Raw genomic sequence first — 19,495 nt, 5'->3', positions numbered from 1 at the left:
TAAAAATAATTTGCCATAAAAAGATTTTATTATAAATTTATCTTTGAATTGTTAAACACACCTGGATGAGATTTAAACTCCGTACCGAAGAACATGATGAAAGAAATATCTACCTTACCGGAAATTTCAACAGCTGGAATCCGAAAGAAGAACAATATAGACTTGATCAGCTGGATCCCGAAAACTATTCCATCGAAATTAAAGATGAGTTTCTGCCTGAATTAATTGAATATAAATTCACCAAAGGCGGCTGGGAAAATGTGGAGCTCGACCAATACGGAAATATTACACCCAACAGAAAGATCAATAAATCCGAAGCTGAAACTTCGGATGTGGTAAAAAAGTGGAGACTCAATTGGGGACCTTTTAAAAAAGAGTTTTTTCCTATTGCAGAAGTTATTTCCGAAGCATTTTATATTCCCCAGCTCGAGCGTCACCGTAAAATCTGGGCCCTTCTCCCCTATGATTATTATGTATCAGGCAAGAGCTATCCGGTTCTTTATCTTCAGGATGCCCAGAATCTTTTTAATGAAGGAAGTGACTATGGAAACTGGGAGATCGACAAAAAGTTATCTCTGCTGACGGAATACGGACGTGGTGATATTATCATCATCGCTATTGAACACGGAAGCGAAGACCGGATAAAAGAATACATTTTTGATAATGATCATATAGCAAACGGCTCTGAAGGTAAGAAATACATCCGTTTCATCACCGATACGCTTAAACCTTTTGTTGACGAAAACTACCGTACCAAAAAAGACCGGGACAATACCGGAATCGGCGGAAGCTCTCTGGGAGCACTGATTAGTATTTACAGCGGTTTTCTATATCCTGAAGTATACTCCAAACTGCTTATTTTTTCACCTTCGTTGTGGGTTGAGCCTAACAATAATTTCCCAATGATGAATTTCAGGGTTCCTTTTGACATGAAAATTTATTTATATGGCGGAGGTAAAGAAGGCTCTAAAATGGTAAAAAGAATTCATATTTTCGAAGAATACCTGAAACAATGGGAAAAGAAAAACCTTTTCGATTTCGAATTCAGGACAAGTATAAATCCGGAAGGCACACACAGTGAATTTTACTGGTCTCAGGAGTTTCCAAGAGCTATCGAATGGCTCTATTATAATAGTAAAGAAAATCCTGTAGAAGTAAAATCCCGGCAAAAAATCAATAAAAATTAAATTATGAAACTAATCAATAAAAAAATAAAAAATTATACGCAGATATTCCACCTTTTTACAGAAGAAGAATGGAACAGAGCTTCTAAAAATTTCAATAAAAATATTACTGCTTTTTTCACGGGTAAAAAACACGAAGTGTTTATTAATGTGCAGGATGAAGGAGTTGCCTACTTCATTGGCTTAGGGAAAGAAGATTCACCGGTTTTTGAAATTCAGCAGATTGCTGTTAAATTCTCTCAGACGCAAAAAGAAAAGCTGATGGCAGTCCCAACATTGGTTGTTGGAGATTTTATGACGGAAAAGCAGTTTGAGGAATTCACAAAAGGTCTTCTCCTGGGAACATATCGTTATCCTTTTGAGAAAACCCACGCCTTCTGGAATCCAAAATTCGAACTTCATTTTGAAAATTTAAGCCAAAAAAAACTGGATATGATCAGTCGAAAGTCTGAAGCGCTGAGCAACGGACAGACTGCGTGTCAGGAATGGCTCAATAAACCTGCAAATCTTAAAAGGCCTGAAACTTTCAGCCTTTATCTAAAAACAATAGCTAAAAAATATAATTTTAAATATACTTCATTCAACAGGAAAAAATGTGAAGAACTGGGCTTGGGAGCTTATCTTTCGGTAAACCAGGGAAGTGCTTATGATGCTGCTTTTACAATTATTGAATATAAAACTGAGGTTAAAAATGCCAAAACATTCGGGCTTGTAGGAAAATGTGTTCTTTTCGACACGGGCGGAATTTCCCTGAAAAATCCGGACAATATGCATTATATGAAGTCGGATATGGGTGGCGCGACAGCCGTTTTAGGAGCCTTGATATATGCAGCAGAAATGCAGCTTCCTGTAAATATCATTGCTATTCTTCCAGTTACAGACAACGCGATTTCTCAGAATGCTTTCCTGCCAAGCGACGTCATTACAGCCTACAACGGGAAGACCATCGAAGTCCTGAATACAGACGCAGAAGGGAGAATGATTCTTGCAGACGGACTTTCTTACTTATCAAGAAACTACAAAACAGATATTCTTATTGATCTGGCCACCTTAACAGGCAGTTCGGTAAGAATGTTCGGTGATACCTGCGGAGCGATGTTTTCCAATAATGAAGAGCTGAAAAACCTTCTTATAAAAACCGGTGATAAAACCAACCAGCGCCTTTGGAATCTGCCACTTTGGGATATCTGGAAAGATGATATCCGTTCTGATGTTGCTGATCTTAAAAACATATCCATGAAACCTATTGGAGACTGTATTGTTGCCGCCAAATTTTTGGAGCAATTCATTGAAAACCATCCAAGATGGGCACATCTTGATATTGCCGGAGTGGCTTTCGGAAATGTAGGATATGCCAAAGAAAAAGCAGCTACTGGCTTTGGAGTGCAGTTACTGGCAGATTTAATTGAAAATTATCACTAAAAATTAGTTTATTACAAAAATTCTCTGTATAATTGAAACAGTATTTTCAAAATTGTATTTTATTTTAAATTTTAACATTAAATAAACAAATAAAAACAACTTTTATTTTTGAAAATTCATCAAAAACTAAAAAACATTATATGGAGAAGAAAACAATAGTATGTATTTCGTGCTATTATAAGGGGTATGACTTCATGGATGAAATGAAAAACCTCGACAACAAGGTAATTTTGGTGACTTCCGAAAACCTGAAGGAAAAAAACTGGCCATGGCATGCTATCGATGAGGTTTTCTATATGCCCGAGCTAAAACCTTCCGTTTGGAATCTTGATCATCTTATCCAGGGCTTTTCCCACCTCATGCAGACGAGAAAAGTGGATGCTGTGGTTGCCCTTGATGATTATGATGTAGAAAAAGCAGCCCTGATCCGTGAAACATTCCGTATTCCCGGGATGGGCCAGACCACGCACCGATATTTCAGAGATAAATTGGCGATGAGGCAGAAAGCAAAGGATTCTGGAATCAATGTTCCCGAATTTACAGCTGTTTTCAATAATGATGAAGTAAACCTTTTTGTTGATAAAGTATCTCCTCCATGGGTACTGAAACCCCGCTCCGAAGCCTCTGCATCCGGCATCAAAAAACTGGCATCCAAAGAAGAGCTTTGGGAAGAGCTCAATAAACTTGGTGAAGAACGGCATTTATTTCTGCTGGAAAGCTTTAAGCCCGGCGATGTATATCATGTTGACAGTCTGACTTTTAATAAAGAAACGACTTTCACTTCCGCTTCAAAATATTTAGCACCACCCATGCAGGTTTCTCATGAAGGCGGTGTTTTCAGGACAAAAACCCTGGGAAGATATTCCGATGAATTTAAAGCTCTTGAGGCTGCCAATGTAAAAGTCCTTTCCAGCTTTGGACTGATGCACGGTGCAACCCACACAGAGTTCATCAAAAGTAACGAAGATGACAAATATTATTTTCTTGAAACTTCTTCACGTGTGGGAGGCGCCCATATTCCTGATTTGGTAGAAGCATCAAGCAGCATCAATATATGGAGAGAATGGGCCAGAATTGAGGATGCCTTACTAAAGGGGAAACACTACGAAGTTTCAAAACCTACAGGATACTATTCGGGGCTAATTATTGCTTTGATCAAAAACAAAAATCCTGATTATGGAGAATTTGAAAGTCCGGAAACTGTAAAATTCTTACCCATTGAACATCATGTAGGAATTGTTTACAAATCCAATGATCCCATCATTATTCAGGAAAGGCTTGACAGCGCTGCAGAGAAAATCCTTGCCGAAATGCTGAATATTCTTCCTCCTAAAAGTAAACCGACAAGCTGAGAAGTTAGAAGTTAGAAGTTAGAAGTTAGAAGTTAGAAGTTAGAAGTTAGAAGTTAGAAGTTAGAAGTTAGCGAAAATAATTGATTATCATTCACAATACAATATGCCACATATAGAACATACAGATTATTATTCACATATTTTGGGAAAAAGCATCAAAGTTGAGGTTACCGGACATTACGGCTACCCAATTATTATGTTTCCTACCTCACAGGGGCTTTATACACAAAACCACGATTTTCAACTGAACGGAAGTATCAACTGGTTTGTGGAGCAGGGAAAAGTTAAGCTTTATAATATCCAGACTATCGACAGCTGGAGCTTTTATGATGATAATATTCTGCCTCACCATAGAATTAAAAACTATGAAAGATACGTCCAGTTTCTGATTCAGGAATTTGTACCCTATATTCAAAAAATTCATAAAACTCATCGCGTTGCGGTTGCAGGAGCAAGTTTCGGGGGCTATCATGCGGCTAATTTTGCTTTCAGGTTTCCGGATGTTGTCTCGCATCTGTTCTGCCTTTCGGGCGCTTTCAGTATCAGAAATTTCATGGAAGGATATTCCGATGATCTCGTGTATTTTAATTGTCCGAGAGAATTTGTAAAGAATGATGAAGCCTGGAAATACAAGCATATGCATATTGTACTAAGTACTTCCGACCAGGACATCTGCAGGGATAAAAACATTGAAATGGCGGAAATCCTGCGTTCCAAAGGAATTGACTTCTGGTATGATGAAAGAAAATGGATTAACCACGACTGGCCACTGTGGAGAATGGTTTTCCCAACATTTATCGGAGCATTTTTCTCTTAAATTTAAAAATACAGATTAACAAATATTAAAAAATACATTATGGTTAAAAAAGTTGGAATACTATTCGGAATGGAAGATACTTTTCCCTGGGCATTTATTGATAAGGTAAATGAACTCGGTAAAGGCGAAATTATTGCAGAACCGGTAAGTATTGATAAACTTGAACAAGGCGCAGATTACGGATATGCCGTAATTATTGACAGAATTTCCCAGGATGTTCCGTTTTACAGAGCTTATCTTAAAAATGCTGCATTAAATGGCACCTATGTCATCAATAACCCGTTTTGGTGGAGTGCTGATGAAAAGTTTTTCAATAATGCTCTGATGACAAAACTTGGGATCCCATTACCTAAAACCGTATTGCTTCCTTCTTATGAAAGACCGGAGAACACTTCGGAAACTTCTTTCAGGAATTTAAAATTTCCTCACGACTGGGATTATATTTTTAATTACGTAGGTTTTCCGGCTTACATGAAACCTCACGATGGCGGAGGCTGGAGAAATGTATACCGCGTAGAAAGTCCTGAAGATCTTTGGGCAAAGCATTCGGAAACAGAACAGCTGGTGATGATGGTACAGGAAGAAATAATTTTTGATGATTATTACAGAGTATATTGTCTGGGTAAAAAATATGTTCACATTATGCCCTATGAACCCCGAAACGCGCACCATCTACGATATGCAACAACGCATAAAACCCAGGGTGAAGAGCTGGAAAAATTATTAAAAACCATTCATGATTATACCATTAAAATGAATGAAGCCTTAGGCTATGATTTCAATACGGTAGAATTTGCCGTGCGGGACGGAATTCCTTACGCCATCGACTTCTGCAATCCTGCCCCGGATGCAGACAGGAATTCTGTAGGTGAAGAAAACTTTGCATGGATTGTTGAGCATGCCGCAAAACTTGCTCTGGAAAAAGCAAAAGAATACGTTCCGGGAAAACCGAATATCTCCTGGGGAACTTTCGTAAAAGATTCTGTACAATAAAAAAACATTAAATAAACACGAAAAAAAATGCATCAATTCACTATTGGAATCGAAGAAGAGTATCAAATCATTGATGTTGAGAGCCGTGATCTGGTCTCTCATGTTTCGAAAATTATCGAAGGCGGAAAAGCCGTTTTAAGCGAAAACTTAAAGCACGAAATGCACGAATCCATGATCGAAATGGAAACGGGAATCTGCCAGAATATTCAGGAAGCCAAAACGGAATTAACCAACCTGAGAAGACATCTTATCAAAACAGCCCATGAACAGGGACTTCGCGTTTCCGGCGGGGGAACACATCCTTTTTCAAACTGGGAACACAACACCATTACCAACGGCGAACGATATATCAAAATCGTTGATGACATGGGCGATGTGGCACGTGGAAATCTTATTTTCGGGCTGCACGTTCATATCGGAATTCCAAACCGTGAAGAAGGAGTGAGAATACAGAATGTGATGCGATATTTTCTTCCGCACGTTTATGCGCTGTCTACCAATTCACCATTCTGGATCGGAAGAAATACCGGTTTCAAGTCTTACAGACAGGAAATTTTCGTAAAATTCCCAAGAACCGGGATTCCAAGCTTTTTTAATTCCCTGGCTGAGTTCGATAGCTATGTGGATCTTCTGGTGAAAACAGGAACCATAGACAATGCCAAGAAGATATGGTGGGATCTTCGGGTTCATCCGTTTTACCCTACCATTGAATTCAGGATTTGCGATATGCCTTTAAGAATAGATGAAACCGTTTGCTTAGCTGCAATTATGCAGTCTCTTGTAGCAAAAATTTATAAACTTCATCAGCAGAATTTAAGTTTCAGGAGCTATAGAAGGTTATTGCTGAACGAAAATAAATGGAGAGCATCCAAAAGCGGAATAGAAGCGCATCTTATCGATTTCGGGAAAGAAGAATCCGTACCATACCCGGATCTTCTGAAGGAACTCCTTGAATTTATTGATGATGTGGTAGACGAATTGGGATGCAGGAAAGAAGTAGAATATGCATGGACCATTCTTGAAAACGGAACGGGTGCAGACCGCCAGCTCAGAATATTTAATGAAACCGGCGATCTTACAAAAGTTGTTGATTATATGATCTCTGAAACAGAATACGGCATTACTCATGGAGAAGTTTTACATTCATAATATTTGATACATTTGTATAAAATTTGAAATAAGATGAAGGATATTCGAATTGCTTTGCTGGATATGAATAATAATCAGATCAATCAGGGATTTAAAAATATTAAAGAAATTTCTGAAGCCTTCAGGCAAAGCTGTACCGGGGAAAATGTAAGCATTACAACATTTGATGTGAGGTTTAAAAATGAAATTCCCGGTATTGAAGATTTCGACATATTTATTTCTTCCGGAGGTCCCGGAAATCCGCACCGTGAAGGGTTTGAATGGGAAGATAGATTCAGTGCTTTTTTAGATTCAATTCACAATCACAACCGGATCAGCCAGGAGAAGAAATACCTTTTTTTAATCTGCCATTCTTTTCAGCTGGCAAGCATTCACTGGAAACTGGGCAATATCTGTAAAAGAAAATCCTATTCATTCGGTGTAATGCCCATTCATAAAACAGAGGAAGGCGAAGAAGAATTTTTATTTAAAAATCTCCCGGATCCTTTCTACGCGGTGGATTCCCGTGCCTATCAGTTTATAGAACCGGACCATGAGCGGTTTGAAGAACTGGGAATGAAAATTACTGCGATTGAAAAATTCCGTCCTCATATTGATCTGGAAAGAGCGGTAATGGCTGTGCGGTTTTCTGAGGAAATCTTCGGTACACAGTTTCATCCTGAAGCGAATCCTGAAGGAATGATTGAAAACCTGAAAGATGAAAAAAACAAATTGGCCATGATTGAAAATTTCGGAATGGAAAAGTATCTTGAAACCATCGACAGAATTGATGATGAAGATAAAATTACCCTTACGCAGTCCCAGATTTTACCGAGATTTTTAGATTTTGCAAAGCAAAATATTATCAACAAAGTAAATGTTCTGATTTAGCAAAATATAATTAATAACATAATCGGACAATCGTCCGATTTTTTTAAATCACAACGAAAAAAGATTATGATTTCAGAATACAGAAAAAAGTTTAATCAGGAATTTTCGCAGGAAAAATATGCTCAGCTTAAAGAATATCTAAAGCAAAAAAGCGGACTGGAACCGGCATTCAGAATTTCTGAAAGTCCTTTATTCCTTACCAAAGATTTTGAAGCTAAACTGATCAATGCGAGCGAAAGTATTATTAATCAGATAAAAGCTTTATCCCCGGATATTTTACAAAAAGCTGTTCCTGATAATTGCAGAGTTCCAAATGATACGGAAAAACCTCATTTTTTTACCATCGACTTCGGAATCTGTAAAAATGAAACGGGAGAATTGGAACCGCAATTAATTGAGCTTCAGGCTTTCCCTTCTTTATACGCTTTTCAAAGAGTTTTTGAAGATGCCTTCTGCGAAATTTATCCTTTCCTTTCTGAATTAAAAAATACAATGTCTCCTGACGATTTTAAAAACCATTTCAAAGATCTTATTATCGGAGATGAAAATCCGGAAAATGTTATCCTTCTGGAAATTTATCCTGAAAAGCAGAAAACAGCCATCGATTTTGTCCTGACAGAACAATTACTTGGAATAAAAACGGTCTGCCTCACCAAAGTAAAAAAGAACGGAAAAAAACTTTATTATGAGAATAATGGAAAGTTAACCGAAATTAAAAGGATTTATAACCGTGTTATCTTTGATGAATTAGATCGGATTCCGGATCTGAAAACTGAATTCGATTTCCGGGAAGATGTTGATGTAAAATGGATTACCCATCCCAACTGGTTTTTCAAAATTTCAAAATTTTTACTGCCTCTTTTACAACATCAATTTGTTCCGAAAAGTTATTTCCTGCATGAATTTCCCGAAACAGAGGATTTGAAAAATTTTGTTTTAAAGCCGTTGTTTTCTTTTGCCGGAAGCGGGGTGAATCTAAATCCTACGAAAGAAATTACGGATGCCATTGAAGATAAACAAAACTACATTCTGCAGAGAAAAGTAGACTATGCTCCTATTTTTGAGGATATCAACGAAGATTATTCGAAAGCAGAGATTCGTTTATTATATATCTGGCCTGAAAATAATGAAAGCCCGATTCTGATGGAGAATTTAGCAAGAATGACTAAAGCAGCAATGGTAAACGTCGATTTCAATAAAAAAGATGCCATCTGGATAGGAAGCTCGAATGCTTTTTTTGAGAAGGAATAGTTTACTAAACTATAATAAAAGTTAGAAAAATTTCGGCGGCATCTTCGATGCCGCCGAAATTTTATAGAAAGCCAAAACTTTAGAAATATAATTATAGCATTTTATCGTCTTCCATTAATTCCCGTGTCTGATAATCCTGAACCAGATCAATTGCATTAGATATAACGTCGCTTAAAGCAGTGATAAAAGTACCTTCTTCAGCCATTCCCATTGCATGTTTCAGGGCTTCAATTTCTTTAGGAATAATTTCATAGCTTACATCTTTGCCCGAAGACTGCATACCTTCGATAATAAGTCCGTTAATTTCATCTTCCGTACGTCCGCGGAGATGCTTCTCATTTCGGATGATGATATGATCAAACATTCTTCCTGCGATCTTTCCACACTCTTTAATATCACTATCCCTTCTGTCTCCTACCCCTGAAATAATCCCGATTTTTTTCGTTGCTTCAATATTTTTGAGATAATCTTCAATCGCTTCATAACCCGATGGATTGTGTGCGAAATCAATCAGCACCTTGAAATTTTTAAACTTAAATACATTCAAACGTCCCGGAGTAAGCTGTGCACTTGGAATAAAAGTCCGTAAAGAATTGGAAATATCTTCAATCCCGAATCCATATAAATAACAGGCAAGACTCGCAGCCAGTACATTTTCAATCATGAATTTAGCCTTACCTTCCATGGTAATCGGAAAATCCTTTGCCTTGCCGATTCTTATTTTCCAGTCTCCTTTCTTGACCGTAACAAAACCTTCCTCATAAATACAGGTAATACGTCCTTCTTTCGCGAATTTCTGGATATGCGGATTATTTTCATTCATACTGAAAATGGCAACATGGCTATCCAGGTCATTAACAATTTTCATGGAATATTCATTATCTGCATTCAGAATACTCCAACCGTTTTTCTTTACACTATCGAGCACTACTCTTTTTACACGGGTAAGATCTTTAAGGTTATGAATATCATTCATGCCGAGATGATCCTCTTCAATATTGGTTAAAACCCCAATATCACATTGAGAAAATCCGAGCCCGGAACGTAAAATTCCGCCACGCGCAGTCTCAAGCACCGCAAACTCTACGGTAGGGTCTTTTAGAATAAACTCTGCAGAAAGCGGTCCTGTAGTATCGCCTTTCGACAGCATGGTATTCTGAATATAAATTCCGTCTGAAGTCGTAAAGCCAACTCTGTAGCCGTTACTTTTTACGATGTGTGAAATAAGTCTTGTGGTGGTAGTCTTACCGTTGGTTCCTGTAACCGCAATAATCGGAACGGTAAAAGGTTTTCCCGGAGGATACAGCATATCTACTACTGGTGCGGCAACGTTTCTCGGCAATCCTTCGCTTGGCGCCAGATGCATTCTGAATCCCGGTGCGGCATTAACCTCAATGATGGCACCTCCACTTTCTTTTAAAGGCTGGGTAAGGTTTTCAGCCATAATATCAATTCCACAGACATCAAGACCGATAATTTTGGAAATTCTTTCAGCCATGGTAATGTTTTCAGGATGTATCATATCTGTTACATCAATCGACGTACCTCCGGTTGAAAGATTGGCGGTAGATTTCAGATAAACGACCTCCCCTTTCTGGGGAACCGTTTCCAGGGTGTAGTTCAGTTTTTCCAAAAGCTCGGTGGTATCTTTATCAACCTCGATTTCCGTTAAAACATTTTCGTGTCCGTACCCTCTTCTCGGATCTTTATTTTCTTTTTCTATCAGTTGCTGAAGATTCAATTCCCCGTCGCCGACAACATGGGCGGGAACTCTTCTGGCAGCAGCCACCATTTTATTATTAATGACCAGCACCCTGAAATCATATCCTGTAATATACTTTTCTACAATTACTTTTTTGGAATATTTCTGGGCATGTTCCAGTCCGATTTTGGCAGATTCCCAATCATTGACATTGATAGAAGATCCCTTTCCGTGATTTCCATCCAGAGGTTTAATAACCACGGGATATCCAATTTTTCTTACAACGCTGTCAAGTCCTTCTTCATCCATAATAAGATCTCCCATAGGCACAGGAATCGCAGCATCATGCAGCATTCTTTTGGTAAGTTCTTTATTGCAGGCGATATCTACGGCAATAGAGCTTGTTTTCCCTGTAATGGTTGCCTGGAATCTCTGCTGGTTCACCCCATATCCAAGCTGTACCAAAGAGTTTGTCCCTAAACGGATCCACGGGATTTTTCTGGAAACCGCTTCTTCTACAATGCTTCCGGTGGAAGGTCCTAAACGAACCCTTTCACGGATTTCTTTAAGCTTCTGGATACAAGCGTTAAGATCATATTCCTCACCTTTAATCAAAGCTTCTGCAATTTTTACAGATTCTTCCCCTGCAAAAATTCCGGCATTTTCTTCAATATAATTAAATACGACATTATAAACCCCGGGTGTTTTAGTCTCGCGCGTTCTTCCAAAGCCAACTTCCATTCCGGCAAGAGTCTGGATTTCCAGGGCGATGTGTTCAATAACGTGGCCCATCCATGTTCCCGTCTCAACGCGATGAAAAAAACCTCCTTCCACTCCTTCGGAACATCTGTGAGTAAATAAAGAAGGCAATAACTTTTCTATTCTTTCTCTAAATCCTTCGATTTTATTAGTAGGAAAATTTTCCATCTCTTCCAGATCCAACCTCATCTGTATCAGCTTCTTTCGTCTGATACTCCAAATGTTCGGGCCGCGCAATGCCTGTATTTTTTCAATTTTCATAGTCTATTTGCATTTTTAATAGTTAACAATAACTGCATTTAAAATCAAAGATAATGCAAAACCCTAAACAAAACTATACCACGTTTGAATATTTATTAAAAATAATCATTCTTTAGTATTCATTCTAAAATCCTCAAAATCAATTTTATGTACCCTGAAATTTTTTCAGCTGTTAATATTTTTTTAAATTTGCAGCCTATGACGAAACCTGTTGGAAAATTAATTGTAATTGGTGGTGCAGTAAACAAAGGAAGTTTTGCAGAAACCGATTTTGATCAGAATATAGAAAAAAACCTGAATTTTTTTGAGCGAGGAATACTTAGAAAAATCATCAACGAGTCTAAGCATAAGGAAAACTCTGTAATTGAAATTATTACGACAGCCTCGCAGATTCCTCAGATTGTTGGCTCCGAATATAAAAAAGCCTTTGAATTTTTAGGGGCAAAAAATGTAAATATTCTGGATATTCATAACCGTGAAGAAGCCAATTCTGATGCAATTGTCGCAAGAGCAAATGCGGCCGACGTGGTGATGTTTACGGGCGGAGATCAGCTTCGTCTTACATCTATTCTGGGCGGAACAAGATTTCACGATACCATTTTACTGAAGTATCAGGAACAGGATTTCATTTATTCCGGAACTTCTGCCGGTGCTGCTGCTGCGTCTGAAAACATGATTTATCAGGGAAGCAGTTCTGAAGCATTGCTCAAAGGCGAAATTAAAACCACACAGGGACTAGGACTGATCGACAATGTCATTATTGATACGCATTTTGTACAGAGAGGAAGAATCGGAAGACTGTTCCAGGCTGTGGTAAATAATCCGAGAACACTGGGAATCGGGCTTGGAGAAGATACCGGTCTGTTTATTTATAATGATGTAATGACGGCCGTAGGTTCCGGACTGGTAATTCTGGTTGACGGAAGATTCATTAAAGATACCAATCTTACGAATATTAACCTTGGAGAACCGATTTCTATTGATAACCTCACGGTGCACGTGATGTCCATGAATGATCATTATGACCTTACAACAAAGGTACTGACGATAGAAAATTCACAATTTAATCCTATTCCGCAGGAAAAATAGCAAATCATATTTACAATGAATATTAATTATCATTCGCAAAATCATAACCGGTTTTGAAAAATTTGGCTATCTTGTCTTCTAAATAACAATATACAATGAAGGTAATCATTCACGGTGGATTCTTTTCAGAAAGCGATCAGAGTCATGAGGTAAAAACTGCCAAACAGGAGTCTCTGAAAAATATTGCCAAACAGGCTTTTGATTTTTTACATACCCATTCTGCTTTTGACACCGCTGCTTTTGCTGTTTCTTTACTGGAAAATGACGAACTGTACAACGCTGGTATCGGTTCCCAGATTCAAAGTGACGGAATTATCCGGATGAGTGCTGCAATTATGGATGGCGAAACCCAGAAAATGAGCGGTGTGATCAATATTCAGGATGTGAAAAATCCTGTTTTTGTAGCGAAGGAACTCATGAAGGAAGACGACAGGGTTCTGGGAGGTAGTGGTGCTAAAAAGTATGCTGCAGCCCATGGTTTTGAAAATTTTTCAACTGAAATTCCGAAAAGAAGACAGGAATACGAGGAAAAATTACACAACGGCGGAAAAGGAACCGTTGGTTGTGTGGTAATTGATAAAAGCGGAAAATTAGCCGTTGCTACCTCCACCGGAGGAAAAGGATTTGAAATCCCCGGGAGAATTTCTGATTCTGCAACTGTAGCCGGAAATTATGCCAATTCTTTCTGTGCTGTAAGCTGTACGGGAGTGGGAGAAGATATTGTAAGTAATGCAACAGCAGCGAAAATTGTTACAAGAGTAACTGATGGAATGTCCCTTAGCGAAGCTTTTGACAAAACCTTTGACGAACTGAAAACAATAGACGGCTTTGCAGGCGCTATTGCAATTGATAAAGATGGAAATCTTGCCCACAGAGATTCTCACCCGACTATGGTTTTTGCAAGTTTTGACGGTGAAAATTTAGAAACCTTCAATTAATTTTAACATTATTTTATAGTTCTGATATTTTTTTTGGCACGTATTTTACATGTTTACTAATAACAAAATTTTAATATTAACATTTAAAAAATAGAAATCATGGGAAATAAAACAAAAGGTTTATTGGCACTGGTTGGACTTGGAGCTTTAGCATACTGGAAGTATAAAAACTCAAGTCCTGAACAAAAACAAATGGTAAAAGATAAATTCAACAATGCAAAGGACAACCTAAACAAATGGGGGAATGATATTAAGGACAGAGCCAACAATGTTGCTTCCCAGGTTCAGGAAAAAGCGGATGAATTTAAAAGCCAGGCACAGGATACTGTAAATAAAGCACAGGAAACTGTAAGTTAAGAATAGTTATTTAACATTCATATATTCAGAAAAGTCATCGTAGTATTTATTACGATGACTTTTTTTGCGCATCAATGGCGAAAACCAAAGGAACTTTATTGCCAAATTTTGATATTCTCCATTTACCTTTTTCAGATTCTTCAACATGTCTGAAACATGGATACGGCGACCAGTCGAATTCTTTAAACTGATGTATTATCAAATGATTATCAATCAGACTTTGTAATACTTCTGTTAAAGAATGGTTCCACATCACATATTCCTGAACGATATCCGCAGAAGGGTCTGCATAGGTTCCTTCGTATGTTTCGATTATAGGCTTTTCATTAAAATAATTATATTTCACTTCTTCAAAATCATCATCAAACATCCAAATAACAGGATGAAATTCTGCCATTATAAATTTCCCATCCGGTTTTAAGAAATGAGAAATTACTTTTGCCCAGCGGTTTAGGTCCGGAAGCCAGCCTATTGTTCCGTAACTGGTAAAAACGATATCAAATTTTTCATCAAGAACATTGGGTAGATTGTATAGATCTGTACATATAAATTTCGTGTCTGTATCACATTTTTGTGCAAGTTGCTTTGCTTCGGCAATTGCTTTGTCTGATAGATCTATGCCTGTTACTTTGCCGCCAAGCCTTGACAAGGAGATGGAATCCTGACCAAAATGGCATTGCAGATGCAGAACAGATTTATCTTCCAGATTCCCTAAAAGTTCCAATTCAATAGAGTTCAGTGAGCTTCTGCCTTTTAAAAATTCGTCCAAGAAATAAAAATCTGATTTCAAATGGGGATCTACTTTGGCATTCCACGACTTCCTGTTGATTTCTAAATAGTTTTCCATGATTAATATTTTATGTTTAAAAGTATAAAAATAAATGTAACTATAATTACAAGCTCACTTAAAAGCAAGTCAATTAAAAAGTCAGAATTTTTTAATTTGTTTCGATGTAAAAGTATATTTTCGTGAGGTTAATCTACATTTTAGCAAGGTAATTTTACTTTCTTGCGTAGTAAAGTTACATTTTACCATTGCACTTCTACATTGGCACGATGTAAATTTACTTTCTTGAAAAATAAGGTTACTTTTTTATATAGTAAAGTTACTTTTTTGCGAGGTAAAGTAACATTTTAACCTTGTAGTTGTACATTTTTCTAAAGGTTATTCGATTCTTTAATATATAATCGCCATTTATAATAAGTTCAGTAAATATCCCATTACGGAACCCGATACAACGATGAGAGCACTGTTGATTTTCCTGTATCGAAAACTTATATAAAGGCATACAACAGCAATAAGAATTGTACGCCAGTCGGTAACAGTTTCTATTCCCATACTGATGCAAACAGAAACAATAATGGCAACAGAAGCCGCATTTACCGCATCCAGAAATACTGAAAAAATTTTCGAGTTTCTCATTTTCTTTACCAACGGATTCAGCAGAGCGACAAATAGGAATGAGGGTAAGAAAATCCCAAGGGTTGAAACAGCAGCCCCAACCCATCCGTTAATCTGGTACCCGATAAATGTAACCGAAGAAAAAACCGGTCCGGGAGTAAACTGTCCTACTGCAATAGCGTCAATAAGCTGTTTCCGGTTCATCATTCCACTGGTAACGAGTTCTGCATCCAGAAAGGCAAACAGTACATAACCACTTCCGTAAAGAATGGAACCTACTTTCAGGAAAATAAGAAAAAGTTTAAAGTTTAAACATGGTATCAAATTATATTCACTACCCTGTAAATAAATGATAGGAATAAGATTTTTCAAATCCCCGGATCTTCCGGGACGTAGAAAAGTGATCAATACATAAAGAATACCGGCTCCGAAAAGAAGAAAAATTTCATTGTAACCTAATAAAGATCCCGTTAAAACAAGTAATCCTAAAATAATAAGACCTATCGACTTAAAAGATTTTTCAGCTAACGGAAAGATGGCCGATAAAATCACTGCAATAATCGCCGGCTTGATCCCATAAACAAATGGCTGAATTTCAGGCAGAGCACCATACTTTTTATACAGCCACGCGAATATCCCGGTAATAAAAACTGCAGGAAGTATAAAACATACTCCTGCAGTAATTAAGCCTTTCCAGCCTGCTTTTTCTCTTCCGATGTGGATGGCCATTTCCGTACTGTTGGGTCCTGGAATTAAGTTGGTAGCTCCTATCAGATCCAGAAAATGCTGCTGTGAAATCCATTTCCTTTTGGTGACAACTTCATTCTGCATCATTGATATATGTGCAGCCGGTCCTCCGAAACCAATTATTCCCAGCTTGAGAAAAAGTCTGGCTATATCTTTTAAATTTTCTGTATTTTTCATGGCATTTCCTGAGTAACAAACTTTGTTCTTGGCAACAAAGCCTGTGCACGGGAAATTTCCTGATACGGTATATTATTCCCTGCAATATATACTACTTTCAGTTTTTTCATTTTTTCCAATCCGGGAGGAAAAGCTGTAATTTTATTTTCCCGGATATCCAGAACTTCTAGATTTTCTAGATTATAAAATTCAGTTAAACATTCATTGGTAAGTTTATTCTTATCAATAAAAAGCCCGGTAAGTCCAGTCATACTGCCGATTCCGGCCGGAATCTGGCTAATCTGATTTTTGTAGATATCCAGTCTTTTGAGATTTGAGATTTTATATAATTCCTTAGGAAAAACTTTAAATGCATTATTGCTAAGGTTCAGCGTTTTTAAATTTTGAAGCTTAGAAAATCCATTTGGCAAGGTTGTCAACACGTTATCTGAAAGCCAAATATCATTAACCATATTTAAATATCCTATTTCTTCGGGCAGCTCAGACATTAGATTTCTGCCCAATGACAAAGTTTCCAAATTTTTCAGATTCTTTATGGAAGGCGGAAGATTCCTTCCCGGTTTTCCTTCAACATTTTGTAAGCTTCTGATATCAAATCCTCTTGATAATGCCAACCTTTTCAGTGTTTTTAGCTTCCCAATATCCTGCGAAAAATCAAAATAGCTGAACTGATAATATTCTAAATCTTCCAATGATTTAAGATTAAAAATCACAGGAGACATCTTTTCAGTAAGCATATTATGCAAAGCCAATTTTTTCAGTTGATTTAAAGAAGAAAATTCTTTAGGAAAATCTTTAATTTTATGACCTCCCGTAAGCATAAAAGACTCAAGATTCTTTAGTCTGGAAATTTTCTCAGGTAAGCTTGTCAACTGATCTGATTCACTTACTGTAAGATATTTAATATTCCATGAAAAAATATGTTCCGGAAAAGAAGTGATTTCCCGAAGCAAAACTCTGTCGCTTTCTTTGCTGAGGTCCTGTTTAGGAGGATCCGGCATCCTTACCTGTGCCTGAGTAATAACAGAAGATATGAGAAATGCTAAAAATAAGATATTCTTCATCGCTCTAAGATTGTAAAAATTCCTCTAAGGAAACCGTGTTCTGCTCTCCGGCTTCAAGATCTTTATAGGTAACATTTCCGTCCTTAATTTCTTCTTCTCCCAGGAAAACAAGATTTTTAATTCCTTTCTTCTCTGCATACGTAAACTGTTTTCCAATCTTGGCAGATTCAGGATAGAGTTCGGCAGAGATTCCTTTTTCTCTCAGCTGTTTTATTAATTTCAGAGCTTCCAGGGTTTCGTTACCTCCAAAATTAGCAAACAGGTATTCTACTTTTGAGGTTGCCTCTTCAGGGAACAACCCAAGTTCTTCTATAACAAGATAAATCCTGTCTAAACCGAAAGAAATTCCGATTCCCGGAATATTTTTAACCCCGAAAACTTCCGTAAGATTATCATATCTTCCGCCACCACCGATAGATCCCATTTGGACTTCGTCCGCTTTTACTTCAAAAATGGCTCCGGTATAGTAATCCAAACCTCTTGCAAGCGTAATGTCGAATACCAGATTCTGAATATCTACTCCCAGATTTAATGACTGCGTGATTACGAACTCCAGTTCTTCAACACCTTTTAAACCGGTTTCATTTCCGGCAAATTTCTCTTTTAGCTGTAAAAGATTTTCCAACGCATCATCTGACTGTTCAAAAAGAAAATCCAGCTTATCGATAGATTCCTGAGCAATCCCTCTTTCAAGAAGTTCCTTTACAACACCTTCTTTCCCTATTTTGTCCAGTTTGTCAAGAGCAACTGTAAAATCTATTAATTTATCTGCAATTCCTGCAAATTCCGCAAGGCCTGAAAGAATTTTTCTGTTATTAATATGAATGGTTACAGCAAGACCTAATTCTGCAAATGATTTTAAATATAACTGAACAAGATCTACTTCCTGCAGAAGGCTTTCACTTCCCACCACATCGGCATCACACTGGTAAAACTCCCTGAACCTTCCCTTTTGAGGTCGGTCTGCCCTCCACACCGGCTGAATCTGGTAACGTTTGAATGGAAAAGTGAGCTGATTATGGTTCATTGCTACAAATCTTGCAAAAGGTACGGTAAGATCATAGCGTAAAGCTTTGTCTGAAATCTGCGAGGTTAATTTCTGATGATTTTTGTCTTCCCAGTCCTGTTGATTTACTTTTGAAGTATAATCTCCTGAATTTAAAATTTTAAAGATCAGGCGGTCTCCTTCTTCTCCGTATTTTCCTGTTAATGTCGAAAGATTTTCAAAGCTTGGGGTTTCCAATGGCTGGAACCCGAATAATTCGAAGTTTTTCTGTAAAATATTAATGATGTATCTTCTTCTGGCAACTTCCAATGCTGTAAAATCTCTCGTCCCTTTTGCTAAACCTGGTTTCATTCTATAATTGATAAATGATGATTAATGTATAAGTGTTGCAAAAATAAGGAATTGAACTGACTTTTAAACTAAAATCCAAAGCTGAAGAAACAATCTTCTTCAGCCCTGAATATCTTCATCATTTGTGTTTTTGTGTTATATCAGATACTATCTAAAATTTCAAGGATTTCCTCGCCGTAATTCTCTATTTTATGCTTTCCGAATCCCTTAATATCCAGCAGCTCTTCTTTGCGGGCCGGCTTATATTTGGCAACGGATATAAGTTCTTTGTTGGTTGCAATAAAATAGCCCGGCAGATTTTGCTCTTTTGCTTTATCGGATCTCCATTCTTTCAGGGCATAGAGAATTTTTTCCTCGTCTAAGCTCAGCGCTTCATTTTCGGCTGTATATTTGGCACTTTTTGATTCTTTTACGGTAGTTACAGCCATCTTCAATGCTTCAAAATATAAGAGTACCGACCAGTAATTTTCATTGTTTACAAAAGCCGTCTCCACTTTACAATTTGATGTTTTCCGAGAAATTCATCCAGCATGTGCTGATCATGATGTAAAAACTCCTGATCCAGCCGGACTTTAAAAACTTTTACTTTCATCGCCTGTGTTTT

The 19,495-nt window shown here is 37.5% G+C and carries 17 protein-coding genes; 11 read left to right on the top strand and 6 right to left on the bottom strand.

The genetic code is table 11. The features are described from left to right. Positions 1-65: 65 nt before the first annotated feature. From ODE14_RS03230 to ODE14_RS03195, 8 genes are all read left to right on the top strand, one after another. Entirely contained in the window at positions 66-1,187 is a 1,122-nt protein-coding gene (locus ODE14_RS03230) for an alpha/beta hydrolase-fold protein (protein ID WP_248393664.1), read from the top strand. A gap of 3 nt (positions 1,188-1,190) precedes the next feature. Beyond that, a complete protein-coding gene (locus ODE14_RS03225) occupies positions 1,191-2,606 on the top strand; it encodes a leucyl aminopeptidase family protein (RefSeq protein WP_263602961.1) in 1,416 nt (471 codons plus the stop codon). 140 nt (positions 2,607-2,746) lie between these two features. Further along, positions 2,747-3,958 (top strand): ATP-grasp domain-containing protein, encoded by a 1,212-nt coding sequence (locus ODE14_RS03220; RefSeq protein WP_263602960.1) that lies wholly within the window; start codon positions 2,747-2,749, stop codon positions 3,956-3,958. A gap of 103 nt (positions 3,959-4,061) precedes the next feature. After that, positions 4,062-4,775, top strand: a complete 714-nt coding sequence (locus ODE14_RS03215) for an alpha/beta hydrolase-fold protein (RefSeq protein ID WP_263602959.1) — start codon at positions 4,062-4,064, stop codon at positions 4,773-4,775. A gap of 39 nt (positions 4,776-4,814) precedes the next feature. Continuing rightward, complete coding sequence (locus ODE14_RS03210; RefSeq protein WP_263602958.1) at positions 4,815-5,768, top strand: ATP-grasp domain-containing protein; 954 nt, start codon at positions 4,815-4,817, stop codon at positions 5,766-5,768. A 27-nt stretch (positions 5,769-5,795) separates the two neighbouring features. Further along, complete coding sequence (locus tag ODE14_RS03205) at positions 5,796-6,917, top strand: carboxylate-amine ligase (RefSeq protein WP_248393669.1); 1,122 nt, start codon at positions 5,796-5,798, stop codon at positions 6,915-6,917. A 33-nt stretch (positions 6,918-6,950) separates the two neighbouring features. Next, the gene (locus tag ODE14_RS03200; protein ID WP_263602957.1) at positions 6,951-7,787 is read left to right on the top strand and encodes a type 1 glutamine amidotransferase; all 837 of its coding nucleotides are present in this window, start codon (positions 6,951-6,953) and stop codon (positions 7,785-7,787) included. Positions 7,788-7,853: 66 nt separating this feature from the next. Continuing rightward, the gene (locus ODE14_RS03195) at positions 7,854-9,038 is read left to right on the top strand and encodes a hypothetical protein (RefSeq protein ID WP_263602956.1); all 1,185 of its coding nucleotides are present in this window, start codon (positions 7,854-7,856) and stop codon (positions 9,036-9,038) included. A 91-nt stretch (positions 9,039-9,129) separates the two neighbouring features. Here the strand turns inward: ODE14_RS03195 and cphA are convergent, their stop codons facing one another. After that, positions 9,130-11,760: a cyanophycin synthetase gene (gene cphA, locus ODE14_RS03190; protein ID WP_263602955.1), complete on the bottom strand. Its 2,631-nt coding sequence runs from the start codon at positions 11,758-11,760 to the stop codon at positions 9,130-9,132. Between the two features lie 198 nt (positions 11,761-11,958). Between cphA and ODE14_RS03185 the strand changes: the two genes are divergently transcribed. From ODE14_RS03185 to ODE14_RS03175, 3 genes are all read left to right on the top strand, one after another. Next, positions 11,959-12,849, top strand: a complete 891-nt coding sequence (locus ODE14_RS03185) for a cyanophycinase (RefSeq protein ID WP_072885670.1) — start codon at positions 11,959-11,961, stop codon at positions 12,847-12,849. A gap of 95 nt (positions 12,850-12,944) precedes the next feature. After that, positions 12,945-13,787 carry an isoaspartyl peptidase/L-asparaginase gene (locus ODE14_RS03180; RefSeq protein WP_263602954.1) on the top strand — a complete coding sequence of 281 codons (843 nt, stop codon included), beginning with the start codon at positions 12,945-12,947 and terminating at the stop codon, positions 13,785-13,787. A 99-nt stretch (positions 13,788-13,886) separates the two neighbouring features. Continuing rightward, positions 13,887-14,144, top strand: coding sequence for a YtxH domain-containing protein (locus tag ODE14_RS03175; protein ID WP_263602953.1), 258 nt, complete (start codon positions 13,887-13,889; stop codon positions 14,142-14,144). A 49-nt stretch (positions 14,145-14,193) separates the two neighbouring features. Here the strand turns inward: ODE14_RS03175 and ODE14_RS03170 are convergent, their stop codons facing one another. From ODE14_RS03170 to ODE14_RS03150, 5 genes are all read right to left on the bottom strand, one after another. Beyond that, positions 14,194-14,991 (bottom strand): class I SAM-dependent methyltransferase, encoded by a 798-nt coding sequence (locus ODE14_RS03170; RefSeq protein ID WP_263602952.1) that lies wholly within the window; start codon positions 14,989-14,991, stop codon positions 14,194-14,196. A 348-nt stretch (positions 14,992-15,339) separates the two neighbouring features. Further along, entirely contained in the window at positions 15,340-16,470 is a 1,131-nt protein-coding gene (gene chrA / locus ODE14_RS03165) for a chromate efflux transporter (protein ID WP_263602951.1), read from the bottom strand. Further along, positions 16,467-17,534 carry a leucine-rich repeat domain-containing protein gene (locus ODE14_RS03160; protein ID WP_263602950.1) on the bottom strand — a complete coding sequence of 356 codons (1,068 nt, stop codon included), beginning with the start codon at positions 17,532-17,534 and terminating at the stop codon, positions 16,467-16,469. The genes chrA and ODE14_RS03160 overlap by 4 nt, the downstream gene beginning before the upstream one ends. Before the next feature lie 4 nt (positions 17,535-17,538). After that, positions 17,539-18,891, bottom strand: coding sequence for a histidine--tRNA ligase (gene hisS / locus ODE14_RS03155; RefSeq protein WP_263602949.1), 1,353 nt, complete (start codon positions 18,889-18,891; stop codon positions 17,539-17,541). A gap of 140 nt (positions 18,892-19,031) precedes the next feature. Continuing rightward, the gene (locus ODE14_RS03150; protein ID WP_263602948.1) at positions 19,032-19,385 is read right to left on the bottom strand and encodes an HRDC domain-containing protein; all 354 of its coding nucleotides are present in this window, start codon (positions 19,383-19,385) and stop codon (positions 19,032-19,034) included. Positions 19,386-19,495: the final 110 nt, after the last annotated feature.

This window comes from Chryseobacterium sp. PET-29, assembly GCF_025736815.1.
In the GTDB taxonomy this organism is placed as follows: Bacteria; Bacteroidota; Bacteroidia; order Flavobacteriales; family Weeksellaceae; genus Chryseobacterium; species Chryseobacterium nepalense.
This window is presented reverse-complemented; position numbering and strand designations above follow the sequence as displayed.